Consider the following 14588-nt stretch of genomic DNA (forward strand, 5'->3'; position numbering starts at 1 on the left):
CCGTCCCCCGGGTGCCCGTTTCCAGGCGCGTCGGGTGACGTGCCCGCCCCCGTGTACGGGCAGTGAGAGCATGCCGAACGGCCCCCGGAGGCGTCGAGGTCTTTCAGTCCACGCTTAAAGACGGAGATAAGTGCCGGCCAGGTACAGTGCAAACGGTTGCCAGGCATCCCCTCTGCCGGGCGACGCGGGAGCCGTCCATGCTGAAGATCTACTTTTCCGCCGAGGACATCCTCCGGACCCGGGTGGCTCCGGCGGCGGATCCGGTGTGGGAGCTGGTTCTCAGCCTGCACCTGCTGCCCGGCCGTGGCCGGGATCCGCTGCTGGCGGGCTGGCGGCGTAGCGTCACGCAGGGGCTGCGCGAGGTCAGTGACTCGGCGGGGCTGCGCCTCCTGCTGACGCTCAACCCGCCCCGCGGCTACTTCCCCGACTTCCTCACCCCGTACGAGAGCGTGTCGGGGTTCGACGCCGGCATGGAGGCGGTCCGCAGCACCCCCACGGCCCTGCTGCAACGCGACCTGGCGCTGCTCGCCGCCAACAGTGCCCTGCCCGTCGGCGCCGGGGCGCTGGCCCGGGGGGAGCCGGACATCCTGCGCGGTCTGACCGGCGCCATGGAGCGCTACCGGGGCCTGGCGATCGACCCGTACTGGACCCGGATCCAGGCCGCGGTGGAGGCCGACCGGGCCCGGCGGGCCCGCGCCCTGCTCGACGGCGGGGTGGAGGGGCTGCTGGCCAGCATGCGGCCCGCCATGCGCTGGGAGGACGGCGTGCTGGAGATCCGCGACTACCCGCACAGCCGGGAGCTGCACCTGGGCGGGCGCGGCCTGCTGCTGGTGCCGTCGTTCTTCTGCGCGGCCACGCCGGTCGCCCTCCTCGATCCGGCGCTGCGCCCGGTCCTCGTCTATCCGGTGGACCGGCTCGGCGGCCTGCTGACGGCCTCCGGCGAGGGCGGCGGCCCCGGTGCGTCGGATCCGGGGCGGGAGGCGTTGGCGGCGCTGCTCGGCCGGACCCGGGCCGCAGTGCTGGCGGCCAGCGACGACGGCTGCACCACCGGCGAGGTGGCCCGCCGGCTCAACATCTCGGCCGCCGCCGCGAGCCAGCACACCACCGTGCTGCGCAACGCCGGCCTGCTGGTCAGCCAGCGCGACCGCAACACCGTCCTGCACACCCTGACCCCGTTGGGGCGGGCGATGCTCAACTCCTGAGCGCGCCCGGTGCCGTCAGCCGGGTCCCGGTCGAGGGACGGCTTCCTGTCCGCCGGGGTGCCCTCAGAGGGCGAGCGCGGCGCTGGCGGTGGTGCCCGGGGGCGGGGGGAGCAGCAGGGAGGCGACACCCTCGGCCGCCAGGGCGGCGCGGAGGCGTTGCAGGTCGGCGCCGAAGCGGACCAGGTCGACCGGGCCGGCCGGGGTGGCCGGGGAACCGAGCACCAGCGTCGTCGCCTCCGCCGGCCAGCCGGGCACCCGGGAGGTCAGCCCGGCGCGGGCCTCCTCGTCGGAGACCAGGCTGAAGACCGTCCCGGGCGCGACCACGCCCGCGACCGTGCCGATCGCCCGGCGTACGGCCTCCGGGTCGGGCGGGCTCGGGTTGGGGCCGTCCGGCAGGGTGGCGGCGGCGGCCAGCCCGGCGGCCCTCGCCTCGGCGGTGCCCAGCGAGAAGAGGTCCATCGACGCGTCCCGGACCAGCGCCGACGCGCCGACGCCGTCGTCGGGCCGGGGCGCGGTGAGGTAGCCGCGCACCACCGCGACGGGCATCTGGTCACACTTGCCCTTGATCAGCTCGCCCGCGCCGGCCAGCTCGTCCACCACCGCCATCTGGGTGAGCTGGAGCTCGTTGCCGTACGGGTCGACCTCGCCCCGGTGGTCGCGGATCGCGTCCATCCCGGCGACGCCGAGCGCCACGTCGGTGAGCCCGTTGCGCCAGGGCCGGCCCATCGTGTCGCTGACGATCACCGCGACGTCCACGCCGTGGCGCTCGTGCAGGGCGGCGCGCAGCGCCCGGGCGGAGGCGTCCGGGTCCTCGGGGAGCAGCACCAGCCGGGTCTTGTCGACGTTCGAGGCGTCGATGCCGGCCGACGCCATCACGAAGCCGTGGTGGGTCTGCACGATCCGGGTCGCGCCCCGGGTGGCCACCACCCGCGCCGTCTCGGCGGCCAGCACCTCGTCCCGCGCGGCGAGCCGCTCGGGCCCGTCCGCCGGGACGTCGACGAGGCGCCCCTCCGCCTTCGAGACGATCTTGCTGGTCACCACCAGCACGTCGCCGTCGCGCAACCAGGGCGCGGCGGTGGCGATCAGGGCCGCCAGGTCGTCGCCCTCGGACACGTGGCCGATGCCCGGCACCGGCAGGATCTCAAGCCTCACGTCAGCTCCAGCGCGGCGCGGACCATGGCCGCCGTCGCCGCCTCGTCGGTCATCCGCAGCGGTGCCGCGCGGACCGTCACCTCCGGCACCACCGTGCCGGCGTCCTCCTCGGCGACCAGCCAGCCGTCGAGCAGCCCGCCGGCCGACCGGCCGCCGTAGAGCCGGCCCACGCCGGCCGCGCTGCACTCCACCCCGAGCACCGCCAGGCAGCGGTCGGCCATGCCGCGCACCGGCGCGCCGCCGATGATCGGCGACACGCCGACCACCGGCACGGGGCCGTCGGAGACCGCCTCGCGCAGCCCGGGCACGGCCAGGATCGGGGCGACGCTCACGACCGGGTTGCTCGGCGCGATCAGCACCACGTCGGCCCCGGCGACGGCCTCCAGCACGCCGGGCGCCGGCCGGGCGGCCTCCGCGCCGACGAAGACGAACCGGTGGGTGGGGACGTCGCCGCGGTGGCGTACCCACCACTCCTGGAAGTGGATCGCCCGCTGGCCGCCGTCGAGATCCACCACCACGTGCGTCTCCAGCCGGTCGTCGGTCGCCGGCAGCATGCGTACGCCGGGCTGCCAGCGGGCGGCGAGCGCCTCGGTGACGGCGTGCAGCGGGTAGCCGGCGTTGACCATCGTGGTCCGCACCAGGTGGGTGGCGATGTCCTTGTCGCCGAGCCCGAACCAGCTCGGCTCGGCGCCGTACGCGGCCAGTTCCTGCTTGACCGTCCAGCTCTCGCCGACGCGCCCCCAGCCCCGCTCCGGATCCGCGCCGCCACCCAGCGTGTACATCACGCTGTCCAGGTCGGGGCAGACCTTGAGCCCGTGCAGGAGCAGATCGTCGCCGACGTTGACCACGGCGGTCACCTCGGCACCGACCTCGCGGGCGTACGCCCGCACGCCGACCAGGAAGCGAGCACCTCCGATGCCGCCCGTCAGAACCACGATGCGCATGCGCCCATCCTCGCGTACGGGCCGCCTCCGGTCCGCGCGTGGGCCGGGAGACTAGGCTCACGTCGGCAACTGTCCGCATTCGCCCCGAGGGGGATCCCGTGACCAGCCCCGCCGAGCCCGCGTCCACCGACGCGACGCAGGCCAGCCAACTGACCAAGCCGCTGCGTGAACTCGCCGCGTTCGTGCTCCTCGGCGCGAACGCCGTGTTCCTCTTCGTCGGCCTGATCCGGCTGGTGACGCCCACCGAGTACAGCACGATCGGCGGGCGGGCGGGCAGCGCCTTCTTCGCCTTCGTCGGCGTGGAGTCGGTGTTCCTGCCGCTGCTGGCCGTGCTGCTCGCCACGCACGTGAAGCCCCCGGTGCCGAAGGCGAAGCTGATCACCCAGGTCGCCCTGGGCGAGTACGCCGTCAGCGCGCTGTTCGGCGGGCTGACCTTCCTCTTCTGGACGGTCGACCGGCTGGCCGAGGGCGAGATCCTCGACGCCTTCCTGGGCCTGCTGAGCCGCGTGGCCTGGCTGGCGCTGTTCGCCGTCGCCGCGTACGTCGTGTTCAAGGTCTGGCGCACCCTCTACTACGTGCCGAAGCCGAAGCCGCAGCCCGGCGTGTACGGCCAGCCGCAGCCCGGCTGGCCCCAGCAGCAGGGCGGCTACCCCGCCCCGGGCCAGCAGGCCCCGGGTCAGCAGGTTCCCGGTCAGCAGGTTCCCGGTCAGCAGGTTCCCGGGCAGCAGGGCGGCTGGCAGGCGCCGGGCCCCTACGGCGCCCCGTACGGTCAGCAGCCCGCGCCGTACGCCGGCGGCCCGCAGCCGGGCTCGCCGTTCGCCCCGGCCCCGCAGTCGGCGCCCCCGGCCCCGCAGTCCGCGCCCCCGTTCGGCCAGCCGCAGAGCGCCCCGCCGTTCGGCCAGCCGCCCTCGGCCGACCCCACGCAGGCGATCCCGCGCCAGCCCGTCGAGCCGGCGGAGCCCACCCAGGCGATTCCGCGTCCCGCCGCCGACGAGACCGACCGGACCCAGCACATCAACCCCGGCGAGAGCCCCGACGCCCCGCGCTGACCGCGACCCCGCCCCACCCGAGAGCCCCGACGCCCCGCACGGCTCCCCGTGCGGGGCGCTCGCCGTCCCACCCCGACTGCCCCCTCCCACCCCAACTGGGCGTGGGTAGGAGTGCGCTGGGTCACCGTGTGGGCCGGGTGGGTGAGGTGGGACGGGGCGGATGAGCGCCTAGGCTGGGCGGATGGTTGATCGCACCGTGCCCGGCCCGACCGATGCGAGCGTGCGGCGGGCACTGCACCGGGCCGCGAGTGGGCGGGCGCTCGACGTCGACGAGGCCGCCGCGCTGCTGGCCGCCCGGGGCGGGGCGCTGGACGAACTGCTCGACGTGGCGGGCGCCGTGCGCGACGCCGGGCTGCGCGAGGCCGGGCGGCCGGGCGTGGTCACGTACTCGAAGAAGGTCTTCATTCCTCTCACCCGGCTGTGCCGGGACCGGTGCCACTACTGCACCTTCGCGACCGTGCCGCACCGGCTGCCGGCGGCCTTCCTCGACCGGGACGAGGTCCTCGCCATCGCGCGGGCGGGCGCGGCGCAGGGCTGCAAGGAGGCCCTGTTCACGCTCGGCGACCGGCCGGAGGAGCGCTGGCCGGCGGCCCGGCAGTGGCTGGACGAGCGCGGCTACGACTCGACCCTCGACTACCTGCGCGCCTGCGCGGTGGCGGTGCTGGAGGAGACCGGGCTGCTGCCGCACCTGAACCCGGGCGTGCTCTCCTGGTCGGAGTTGCAGCGGCTCAAGCCCGTCGCGCCCAGCATGGGGATGATGCTGGAGACCACGGCGACGCGGCTGTGGTCGGAGCCGGGCGGCCCGCACTTCGGCTCCCCGGACAAGGAGCCGGCGGTACGGCTGCGGGTGCTCGACGACGCGGGCCGGGTCGGCGTGCCGTTCACCACCGGCATCCTGATCGGCATCGGCGAGACGCCCGCCGAGCGGGTCGACGCGATCTTCGCGATCCGCCGGGCGCACCGCGAGTACGGCCACCTCCAGGAGGTGATCGTGCAGAACTTCCGCGCGAAGCCGGACACGGCGATGCGCGGGATGCCCGACGCGGAGCTGCACGACCTGGCCGCCACGGTGGCGGTGGCCCGGGTGCTGCTCGGGCCGAAGGCCCGGATCCAGGCCCCGCCGAACCTCATCGCGGGCGAGTACGACCTGCTGCTGCGCGCCGGCATCGACGACTGGGGCGGGGTCTCGCCGCTGACGCCGGACCACGTGAACCCGGAGCGTCCCTGGCCGCAGATCGACGAGCTGGCCCGGCACACGGAGAAGTCCGGCTTCACCCTGCGCGAGCGGCTGACGATCTACCCCGAGTACGTGCGGGCCGGCGACCCGTGGCTGGATCCGCGCCTGCTGCCGCACGTCGGCGCGCTGGCCGACCCGGCGACGGGGCTGGCCGTGGAGGAGGCCCGACCGGTGGGCCGGCCCTGGCAGGAGCCCGACGAGACGTACGGCGGCCGGACCGACCTGCACGCCACCATCGACACCACCGGGCGCACCGGCGACCGGCGCGGCGACTTCGACCACGTCTACGGCGACTGGTCGGAGGTGGCCGGCAAGGTCACCGCCGGGGTCGGGGGCGGGACCGACGGCGACCTGCGGGCGGGGCTGCGGCTGGCGGCCGACGACCCGGCGGCGCTGCTGGAGCCCCGGCACGCCGACGCCGCGCTGGCGCTGTTCGCCGCCGACGGGCCGGCGCTCGACGAGCTGTGCCGGCTCGCCGACGACGTCCGCCGGGCGGCGGTCGGCGACGACGTGACGTACGTGGTCAACCGCAACATCAACTTCAGCAACGTCTGCTACGTCGGCTGCCGCTTCTGCGCCTTCGCCCAGCGGGAGCGCGACGCCGACGCGTACCGCCTCTCCGTCGACCAGGTCGCCGACCGGGCCGAGGAGGCGTGGGCGGCCGGCGCCAGCGAGGTCTGCCTCCAGGGCGGGATCGACCCGAAGCTGCCGGTGACCGTCTACGCCGACCTGGTCCGGGCGATCAAGGCGCGGGTGCCGGGGATGCACGTGCACGCATTCTCGCCGATGGAGATCGTCACCGCCGCCGCAAAGGCCGGCGTGTCGGTGCGGGAGTGGCTGACCGGGCTGCGTGAGGCCGGGCTGGACACCATCCCGGGCACCGCCGCCGAGATCCTCGACGACGACGTGCGCTGGGTGCTCACCAAGGGCAAACTGCCGGCCGCCGCCTGGGTCGACGTGGTCGGCACGGCCCACGAGCTCGGCATCCGGTCCAGCTCCACCATGATGTACGGCCACGTGGACCACCCCGGACAGTGGCTCGCGCACTTCCGGGTGCTGGCCGGGCTGCAGGACCGTACGGGCGGGTTCACCGAGTTCGTGGCGCTGCCGTTCGTGCACACGAACGCGCCGATCTACCTGGCCGGCATCGCCCGCCCGGGGCCGACGTGGCGGGAGAACCGGGTCGTGCACGCGATGGCCCGGCTGCTGCTGCACGGCCGGATCGACAACATCCAGTGCTCGTGGGTGAAGCTCGGCGACGAGGGCACGGCGGCGATGCTGCGGGGCGGCTGCAACGACCTGGGCGGCACGCTGATGGAGGAGACGATCTCCCGGATGGCCGGCTCCGGCAACGGCTCGGCCCGTACCGAGGAGCAGTTGATCGCCATCGCGACGGCCGCCGGACGGCCGGCCCGCAGGCGCACGACGGCGTACGGCAGCCCTCGTCCATAGCGGACGTCGTGCGGCACGCCGCCGGCCTGACTCGTCCGCCTCGCCTGTACCGCCTGGTGGGACGAACGGCCATCGGTGGGTGGGATTTCTGTCGCAAGTGGAGGGACGGCCGGATCCGTCCGGCACAGCAGCGTGTCGGCGGCCCGCCGCGATCCGCGGTACGCGGTCGCCCCGCCGCGCCGCGTCCACATCGTGGGCTCAGCGCCGTCGACGTTCCCGGCTCGACGGGCGGTCCGGGCCAACTCGGGTTAACCTGTGCCCCACCAAGATCAACGAATCGTGGTTGGTCACTTCCGAGGGTCCTCATCGGCCTTCCCAGTCGGGTCGGCGGGGAGGCGCCACGGGAGAAAACTCGGGCAACTCGCCGGAGAGGGCGTTACTCGGCCGGGGTCTGAATCGATAGGGCAGGTTGCGAGGCCGGGTGGCCGGGTGGCCGTCCGGAGTGTTGTCGGGAGGACGACTCCATTATCAAGTTCGGCTTGACGGCGCACGCATTACACGCGTGTAATTTGAATGGGGTTGTTCGCACGGAACGCAACAAATCGGGACCGTACGGACAAGCACGCCTTCCGCGTGGGGGGTTGCAGCGGCGATGACGCCGGTGCGCGACAAGGAGGCATCTGATGGACGGCCAGCTTGAGGTGGCCGACCTGCTCGGAAACGCGCCGGAGTGGCAGGAGCGGGCGCTTTGCTCCCAGACCGATCCGGAGGCGTTCTTTCCCGAGAAGGGCGGCTCGACCCGCGAGGCGAAGCGGATCTGCTCGCGCTGCGAGGTGAAGACGGAGTGCCTCGAATACGCTCTCGGCCACGACGAGCGGTTCGGGATCTGGGGCGGGCTCTCCGAGCGGGAGCGGCGCAAGCTCAAGCGGCGGGTCGCCTGAGCGTTGCCGGGCCGGGGCGGTGGGGGCCGCCCGGCTCAGGCCAACTCGTCGGGGTCCACCCCGAGCAGATTGGCCACCTGTTCGATGATCACGTCGTGCACGAGATCCGCGAGGTCCTCGCGATCCATTGCACGGAACTCCAGCGGCCGGCGGTAGAGCACGATCCGCGGGGGCACCTCCTGCCGGCCGGGGCGACCCGGCAGCAGCCGGGCGAGCGGCACCTCGCCGTCCTCCAGCACATCGGAGTCGTAGACGTTGAGGTCCGGCGGAACGTCCTCCACAGCGAACTCGACCCCGGCCAGTTCCTTGGCGAACCGCCGTTCGAGGGTCTCGACCGTGTCCAGCACCAGGTCGTCGAAGATCTCCGCCTTCGTACGCGCCAACGGCACCGTCGCCGGCACCAGCCGCCCGCGCAGGCCGCGCCCGTGCCGGTCGCGGTGGGCGCGCCGGCCGGGGCCGGGGCGGCGGTGTTCCGGGCTCGTCATGAGGAAAGGTTAGCGCCCGCACCGACCTGGCCTGCGGCAGCGCCGCTGGCGCGGCGCGGCGCGGTCGACATCCACCGGGTGGCGCCCGCCCGCCCGGCGGCCGGCCGGGGCGCAACCGGCCGAATTGTGATCACCGTGACGGGCGTGTCGCAACGCGAAGCAGTGCGCCGGACCCGGTAATGGAGATACCCTGCCGCCGTGAGGTCACCACGGCGCTGCTCCCGTAACGGCTGCCCCCGGCAAGCGGTCGCCACGCTGACCTATGTCTACAACGAGTCGACAGCGGTGGTCGGCCCCCTGGCGGCGTTCGCCGAGCCGCACACGTACGACCTCTGTGAACCGCACGCCCGGAGCCTGACGGCGCCGCGCGGCTGGGACGTGGTCCGGCACGAGGGTGAGTTCGAGCCCCCGCCGCCCACCACCGACGATCTGGTCGCCCTCGCCGAGGCCGTCCGCGAGGCCGCCCGCCCGGTGGCTCCGCGCCCGCCCGAGGACGACCAGACGGTCAACTCGACCCCCCAGACGGGCCGCCGGGGCCACCTCCGCGTCATCCCCCCGAACCACTGACCCGCCGCTCGGCACCCACCTCCTCCGCCTCGATGCGTCCGGCCGCAGCCGGAGATCGCGGCGGAAGCCGTGGGCGCCGGGGAGGGAACTCCGTGGACCTAGCGGTTTGCCCGGGGCCCGAGGGGCACGCCGGGCACTGTCGAGCTGAATCGTCTACGACATCGCGGCGCTCCGCTGAGGGCTGAGTCGTTCGCGACATCAGTTCGACAGCGCAGGCGAGGTGGTCGGGCGCGGCCGGCACGCGGCCCATCCGAGGTGCGATCCCGCTCGGTCTGGTGCCTGGCCCGACGCTGCGGCGGGGCATGTCCAGGGCCTTTTCCGGGCGGTCGTCGGCCACCTCGGATGCGCGAAACAGATCCCGCCGCGACACGCCGGCAGCGCCACGACAAGGGCACGCAGCGTGGCTACCGTGCGCCCCAGTGTGATCGCGGGCGCGGGAGGTCGGACGGTGAACGAGGTACTTCGGGTGGCGATGGCCGAGAAGGGCGAGACCGCCGAGTCGCTGGCGGAGAAGGTGGGCGTCGACCCGAAGACGGCGGGGCGGTGGCTCGCCTCGGGGCGGATCCCGCACCCCAGGACCCGGATCGCCGTCGCCGAGGTCCTCGGGCGCGACGCCGCCGAGCTGTGGCCCGAGCCGTTCCGCCGCCGCGACCTGCCATGGTTCCGTCCGTGGGCCGAGCTGGAGCAGGACGCCGTCTCGATCAGGTCCTACCAGCCATCGCTGGTGCCGGGCCTGCTCCAGACCGAGGGGTATCCCCGCCGGGACGCCGTGGCACACCGGTCTCGCCGGGCCGTTCGTGCTGATCCGCCTCCCCGACGGTGCCGAGACGGCCTATGTGGACAACCAGCTTCGCGGTCAGGTGGTGACCGAGAGTGCCGACGTTGCTAGCCTGGGCGCGAGATGGGAGAGCGTCGCGGGCGAGGCGCTGCCGCGACGGCAGTCGATCGAGCTGATCGGGGAAGTGGCGACGACATGGACATGACCGACGCCCGCTGGCGCACCGCGACCCGCAGCAGCAACAACGGTGGCGACTGCGTCGAGGTGGCCGACAACCTGCCCGGTCGGGTGCTCGTGCGGGACAGCAAGGACCGCGCCGGGGGCGTGCTCGCCTTCGCGCCGGACGCCTGGCGGGCGTTCGTCGGGTCGGCCGGCCGGCGCGGGCGCGCCGGCTGATCGGGGCGGTGCCCCAGGCGTACGCCTGCCGGCGCAGCGTGCGGCGGACGGACGCCGCACCGGCGGGACAGGGCCGCCACCGCGACGGTCCGCACCGCTGCCGCGACGGTCCGCACCGCTGCCGCGGTCGAGCGGGATGTGGTCGCGTCATCGCCCTTCGCGCACGCTGACACCCGCCGTCCGTCGTCGCCGTCGGCCCATGCCAATATCTGTCGTTCACCGCACCTGACGTTCCGTCGGCGCGCCACTCCCACCTGCCCGCCGACGATGACCCAGAGGAGTCGTCACATGCGAACTCCCCTCCGGCCCCTCACCCGGCGTGGGCTGCTGACCGGCGCCCTCGGCTCGGCGGCACTGCTGGCGGCGGGCGGCTCCCTGGCCGGCTGCGGCACCACGGCCGCCACCCAGACGGAGGCCGGCTGCGTCAGCGAGGACCTGTCCGGCACCGAGAAGACGCTCACGTTCTCCAACTGGCCGCAGTACATGGACGTGGACGACGCCGACACCGCCAAGCGGCCCACCCTGGACGCGTTCGTCAAGAAGAGCGGCATCCGGGTCACCTACACCGAGGACATCAACGACAACAGGGAGTTCTTCGGCAAGGTGCAGCACCAGCTCGCGGGGTGCCAGCCCACCGGGCGGGACATCATGGTCCTCAGCGACTGGCTCGCGGCGCGGATGGTCCGGCTCGGCTGGGTCCAGAAGCTGGACAAGTCGAAGCTGCCCAACGTCCAGGCCAACCTGCTGCCCTCGCTGCGCAACCGGCCCTTCGACCCCGCGGACCACGTCGCCGTCCCGTGGCAGTCCGGCCTGGCCGGCCTCGCCTACAACGGCCGGGTCGCCAAGGAGATCCGTACGGTCGACGAGCTGCTCACCCGCCCCGACCTCCGGGGCAGGGTGACCGCGCTGGCCGAGATGAACGACACCATGGGCCTGCTGCTCCAGTCGAACGGCCACGATCCGGCGTACTTCAGCGACGCCCAGTTCGACGAAGCGCTCGCCAAGCTGAAGAAGGCCGTGGACTCGGGCCAGATCCGCCGGTTCACCGGCAACGACTACGCACCGGCACTCGCCAAGGGCGACATCGCCGCCTGCATCGGCTGGTCCGGCGACGTCATCCAGCTCGGCTTGGAGGATGACAAGATCAAATTTGTGGTGCCCGAGTCCGGGGCGATGCTCTTTTCGGACAACATGCTGGTGCCGAACAGGGCCACCCACAAGGGCAACGCCGAGCAACTTATCGACTACTACTACCAACCGGCGGTGGCCGCCCGGCTCGCGGCGTACGTCAACTACATCTGCCCCGTCCAGGGCGCGCAGGCCGAGATGGAGAAGATCGACCCAGAGCTGGCCGCCAACCCGCTCATCTTCCCCGATGACGCCATGTTCGCCAGGACGGCGGTCTTCATGGCGCTGGACGAGAAGCAGGAACGCGAGTACGAGAGCAAGTTCCAGCGGGTCATCGGGGCGTGAGCGGGATGGGTGCGACGACTGCGGGACGCGGGACCCCGGCCGGCGACCTGCGGCTGGCGCACCTCACCAAGCGGTTCGGCGGCGTCACCGCGGTGGACGACCTCAGCCTGACCGTCCCGCAGGGCTCGTTCTTCGCACTGCTCGGCCCGTCCGGCTGCGGCAAGACCACCACGCTGCGGATGATCGCCGGCCTGGAGGAGCCAACCGGCGGGCAGGTGCTGCTGGGCGAACGGGACGTCACCCGGCTGCGCCCGTACAAGCGGCCGGTGAACACCGTCTTCCAGAGCTACGCGCTCTTCCCGCACCTGGACGTCTTCGAGAACGTGGCGTTCGGCCTGCGCCGGCGGGGCATCCGCTCCGTCGACGACGAGGTCATGGGCATGCTCGCGCTGGTGCAGCTCGACGACCACGGCCACCGCCGGCCCGCCGAGCTCTCCGGCGGGCAGCAGCAGCGGGTCGCGCTGGCCCGCGCCCTCGTCAACCGCCCGCAGGTGCTGCTGCTGGACGAGCCGCTCGGCGCCCTCGACCTGAAGCTGCGCCGGCGGATGCAGCTCGAACTCAAGCGGATCCAGACCGAGGTCGGCATCACGTTCGTGCACGTCACCCACGACCAGGAGGAGGCCATGACGATGGCCGACACCGTCGCGGTGCTGAACGCCGGGCGGATCGAGCAGCTCGGCGCCCCCGCCGACCTCTACGAGTACCCGGCCACGGCGTTCGTGGCGAACTTCCTCGGCCAGTCCAACCTGCTCGCCGGCGAGGCGGCCGGCGCGGCCGGGGACGAGGTGGCGGTGTCGGCGCACGGCCGTCGCTTCTCGGTGCCCGCCGGCCGTGCGCGGGTCGACCGGGGGCCGGTCCACCTGGGCGTACGCCCGGAAAAGCTGCACCTGGTCGACTCCGTCGACCAGGTCCCCGCCGGATGCCAGCACGTCACCGGGATCGTCACCGACGCCTCCTACGTGGGGGTGAGCACCCAGTACCTGCTGCGCACCGGCTGGGGCGGCGAGCTGACCGCGTTCGTGGCCAACAGCGGCACGGCCCGTCCGCTGCCGGTGGGCGCGGAGGCGGCGGCGTACTGGGAGCCACGGCACGCCTTCCTGCTGCCCCGGGAAGCCGGTGGGCAGGACCGGAGCGCTCCGGCGCGGGACGAGCCGGTCGGCGCACCCTCGTGAGCGCTCCCGCGCGCCTGCCCGCCGGTGCCGCCCAGCCGGCGGCTCCCGGGCCACCCCGCCCGCCCGGGCGGCACCCGCTCCTGCCCTACCTGCTGCTGCTGCCCGCGGCGGCGTGGCTGCTCGTCTTCTTCGCGGTGCCGCTGCTCCAACTCGCCGCCGCCAGCCTCTACGACCCCGCCGGCTCGCTCGCCACCGGGTACGCCATGACGTGGGCCTTCGGCAACTACCCGGACGCGCTCGCCGCGTACTGGCCGCAGTTCGGGCGGTCCTTCGGCTACGCGGGCGCCGCGCTGGTGCTGGCGCTGCTGGCCGGCTACCCCCTCGCGTACGCCATCGCGCGCAAGGCCGGTCGGTGGAGGAACCTGCTGCTGGTCTGCGTGGTCGCGCCGATGTTCACCAGCTTCCTGGTGCGCACGCTGGCGTGGAAGACCATCCTGTCGGACAACGGCTGGCTCGTCGGGCTGCTGCGCGACGTGCACCTGCTCGCCCCCGACGGCCGGCTGCTGGCCACCCCCGTCGCGGTGGTGCTCGGCCTGACGTACAACTTCCTGCCCTTCCTGGTGCTGCCCCTCTACGCGAGCCTGGAGCGGCTGGACCCCCGGCTGCTGGAGGCGGCCGGCGACCTCTACGCCGGCCCGCTGCGGACCTTCCACCGGGTCACCCTGCCGCTGTCCATGCCCGGCCTGGTCGCCGGCACGCTGCTGTTCTTCATCCCGGCCAGCGGCGACTACATCAACGCCGAACTGCTCGGCACCCCCAACGAGTACATGATCGGCAACGTCATCGACTCGGCGTTCCTGGTCCGGCTGGACTACCCGCAGGGCGCGGCGCTGTCGTTCCTCCTGATGGCGGCGATCCTCGCGGTGGTCTTCGGCTACCTGCGCCGGACGGGTCCGGAGACGGTCCTGTGAGTGCGAGGAGTGCAGCGCAGCGGAGCCCCGCAGTCGCGAACGAGAGGTTGGCACTGTGAGTGCGCGGATCTCCCGCTGGCTGGCCGATCGTTGGGTGGCGGGCGTGGCGCTGCTGGTGCTCGGCTACCTGCTCCTGCCGATCGCCGTGGTCGCCGCGCTCTCCTTCAACCGCCCCTCCAGCCGCCTGTCGTACGACTTCGACGAGTTCACCCTCGACAACTGGCGCAACCCGTGCGCCACCTCCGACATGTGCGACGCGGTGGTGCGCAGCGTCCAGATCGGCTTCATCGCGACCGTGGTCGCCACGGTGCTCGGCACCCTGATGGCGTTCGCGCTGGCGCGGCACCGCTTCCGTGGCCGTTCCGCGATCGACGTGCTGATCTTCCTGCCGATGGCCACCCCCGAACTGGTGATGGGCACCTCGCTGCTGGCCCTCTTCGTCTCCGCCGGGGTGCCGCAGGGCTTCTGGACCGTCGTCGTCGCGCACGTCATGTTCTGCCTGTCGTTCGTGGTGGTCACCGTCAGGGCGCGGCTGGCCGGAATGGACCCCCGGCTGGAGGAGGCCGCGATGGACCTCTACGCGAGCGAGTGGCAGACCTTCCGGCGGGTCACCCTGCCGCTGGCGCTGCCCGGCATCGTGGCCGCCGCGCTGCTCGCGTTCTCGCTCTCCTTCGACGACTTCATCGTCACGAACTTCAACGCCGGCACCACCGTCACGTTCCCCATGTACGTCTGGGGCGCCGCCCAGCGGGGCATCCCGCCGCAGGTCAACGTCATCGGCACCGCCATGTTCCTGCTCGCGCTGCTCCTGGTGCTCCCCGGCACCCTACGAACGCGGAGAGCCCCTCGCCGCCCGTGAACGGTGGCGAGGGGCCCTTCGGTGCGGCCG

Annotated in this window: 13 protein-coding genes and 1 pseudogene; 11 read left to right on the plus strand and 3 right to left on the minus strand. The window is 73.4% G+C overall.

Going from position 1 to position 14588, the window contains the following annotated elements:
• The first annotated feature begins 197 nt into the window (after window positions 1-197).
• The gene (locus tag ACGFNF_RS11950; protein ID WP_357576424.1) at window positions 198-1202 is read left to right on the plus strand and encodes a winged helix-turn-helix domain-containing protein; all 1005 of its coding nucleotides are present in this window, start codon (window positions 198-200) and stop codon (window positions 1200-1202) included.
• Between the two features lie 63 nt (window positions 1203-1265).
• Here the strand turns inward: ACGFNF_RS11950 and ACGFNF_RS11955 are convergent, their stop codons facing one another.
• Both ACGFNF_RS11955 and cofD read right to left on the minus strand, forming a co-directional pair.
• The gene (locus tag ACGFNF_RS11955; RefSeq protein WP_357576425.1) at window positions 1266-2354 is read right to left on the minus strand and encodes a coenzyme F420-0:L-glutamate ligase; all 1089 of its coding nucleotides are present in this window, start codon (window positions 2352-2354) and stop codon (window positions 1266-1268) included.
• Window positions 2351-3298, minus strand: coding sequence for a 2-phospho-L-lactate transferase (cofD, locus tag ACGFNF_RS11960; protein ID WP_357576426.1), 948 nt, complete (start codon window positions 3296-3298; stop codon window positions 2351-2353). Before cofD ends, ACGFNF_RS11955 begins: the two co-directional genes overlap by 4 nt.
• Before the next feature lie 98 nt (window positions 3299-3396).
• Here cofD and ACGFNF_RS11965 point away from each other — a divergent pair, with 98 nt between their 5' ends.
• The 3 genes from ACGFNF_RS11965 to ACGFNF_RS11975 all read left to right on the plus strand — a co-directional run bounded on the left by ACGFNF_RS11965 (window position 3397) and on the right by ACGFNF_RS11975 (window position 7917).
• Window positions 3397-4347: a hypothetical protein gene (locus ACGFNF_RS11965; RefSeq protein ID WP_357576427.1), complete on the plus strand. Its 951-nt coding sequence runs from the start codon at window positions 3397-3399 to the stop codon at window positions 4345-4347.
• Between the two features lie 181 nt (window positions 4348-4528).
• A complete protein-coding gene (locus ACGFNF_RS11970) occupies window positions 4529-7036 on the plus strand; it encodes a bifunctional FO biosynthesis protein CofGH (protein ID WP_357576428.1) in 2508 nt (835 codons plus the stop codon).
• Between the two features lie 623 nt (window positions 7037-7659).
• Window positions 7660-7917 carry a WhiB family transcriptional regulator gene (locus tag ACGFNF_RS11975; RefSeq protein ID WP_088980572.1) on the plus strand — a complete coding sequence of 86 codons (258 nt, stop codon included), beginning with the start codon at window positions 7660-7662 and terminating at the stop codon, window positions 7915-7917.
• A 35-nt stretch (window positions 7918-7952) separates the two neighbouring features.
• Here the strand turns inward: ACGFNF_RS11975 and ACGFNF_RS11980 are convergent, their stop codons facing one another.
• Window positions 7953-8402: a metallopeptidase family protein gene (locus ACGFNF_RS11980; RefSeq protein WP_089001916.1), complete on the minus strand. Its 450-nt coding sequence runs from the start codon at window positions 8400-8402 to the stop codon at window positions 7953-7955.
• Window positions 8403-8600: 198 nt separating this feature from the next.
• Here ACGFNF_RS11980 and ACGFNF_RS11985 point away from each other — a divergent pair, with 198 nt between their 5' ends.
• From ACGFNF_RS11985 to ACGFNF_RS12015, 7 genes and pseudogenes are all read left to right on the plus strand, one after another.
• Window positions 8601-8969, plus strand: a complete 369-nt coding sequence (locus ACGFNF_RS11985; protein ID WP_132233538.1) for a DUF3499 domain-containing protein — start codon at window positions 8601-8603, stop codon at window positions 8967-8969.
• 448 nt (window positions 8970-9417) lie between these two features.
• Window positions 9418-9952 (plus strand): annotated as a pseudogene (locus tag ACGFNF_RS11990) (Scr1 family TA system antitoxin-like transcriptional regulator).
• A complete protein-coding gene (locus ACGFNF_RS11995) occupies window positions 9943-10143 on the plus strand; it encodes a DUF397 domain-containing protein (protein WP_357576429.1) in 201 nt (66 codons plus the stop codon). The pseudogene ACGFNF_RS11990 and the gene ACGFNF_RS11995 overlap by 10 nt, the downstream one beginning before the upstream one ends.
• A 288-nt stretch (window positions 10144-10431) precedes the next feature.
• Window positions 10432-11616: a spermidine/putrescine ABC transporter substrate-binding protein gene (locus ACGFNF_RS12000; RefSeq protein WP_357576430.1), complete on the plus strand. Its 1185-nt coding sequence runs from the start codon at window positions 10432-10434 to the stop codon at window positions 11614-11616.
• A gap of 5 nt (window positions 11617-11621) precedes the next feature.
• Window positions 11622-12788, plus strand: a complete 1167-nt coding sequence (locus ACGFNF_RS12005) for an ABC transporter ATP-binding protein (protein ID WP_357576431.1) — start codon at window positions 11622-11624, stop codon at window positions 12786-12788.
• Complete coding sequence (locus ACGFNF_RS12010) at window positions 12785-13699, plus strand: ABC transporter permease (RefSeq protein WP_357576432.1); 915 nt, start codon at window positions 12785-12787, stop codon at window positions 13697-13699. Before ACGFNF_RS12005 ends, ACGFNF_RS12010 begins: the two co-directional genes overlap by 4 nt.
• Window positions 13700-13754: 55 nt before the next feature.
• Window positions 13755-14558, plus strand: a complete 804-nt coding sequence (locus ACGFNF_RS12015; RefSeq protein WP_357576433.1) for an ABC transporter permease — start codon at window positions 13755-13757, stop codon at window positions 14556-14558.
• Window positions 14559-14588: the final 30 nt, after the last annotated feature.

This window comes from Micromonospora sp. NPDC048868, from assembly GCF_043198195.1.
GTDB lineage: Bacteria > Actinomycetota > Actinomycetes > Mycobacteriales > Micromonosporaceae > Micromonospora > Micromonospora reichwaldensis.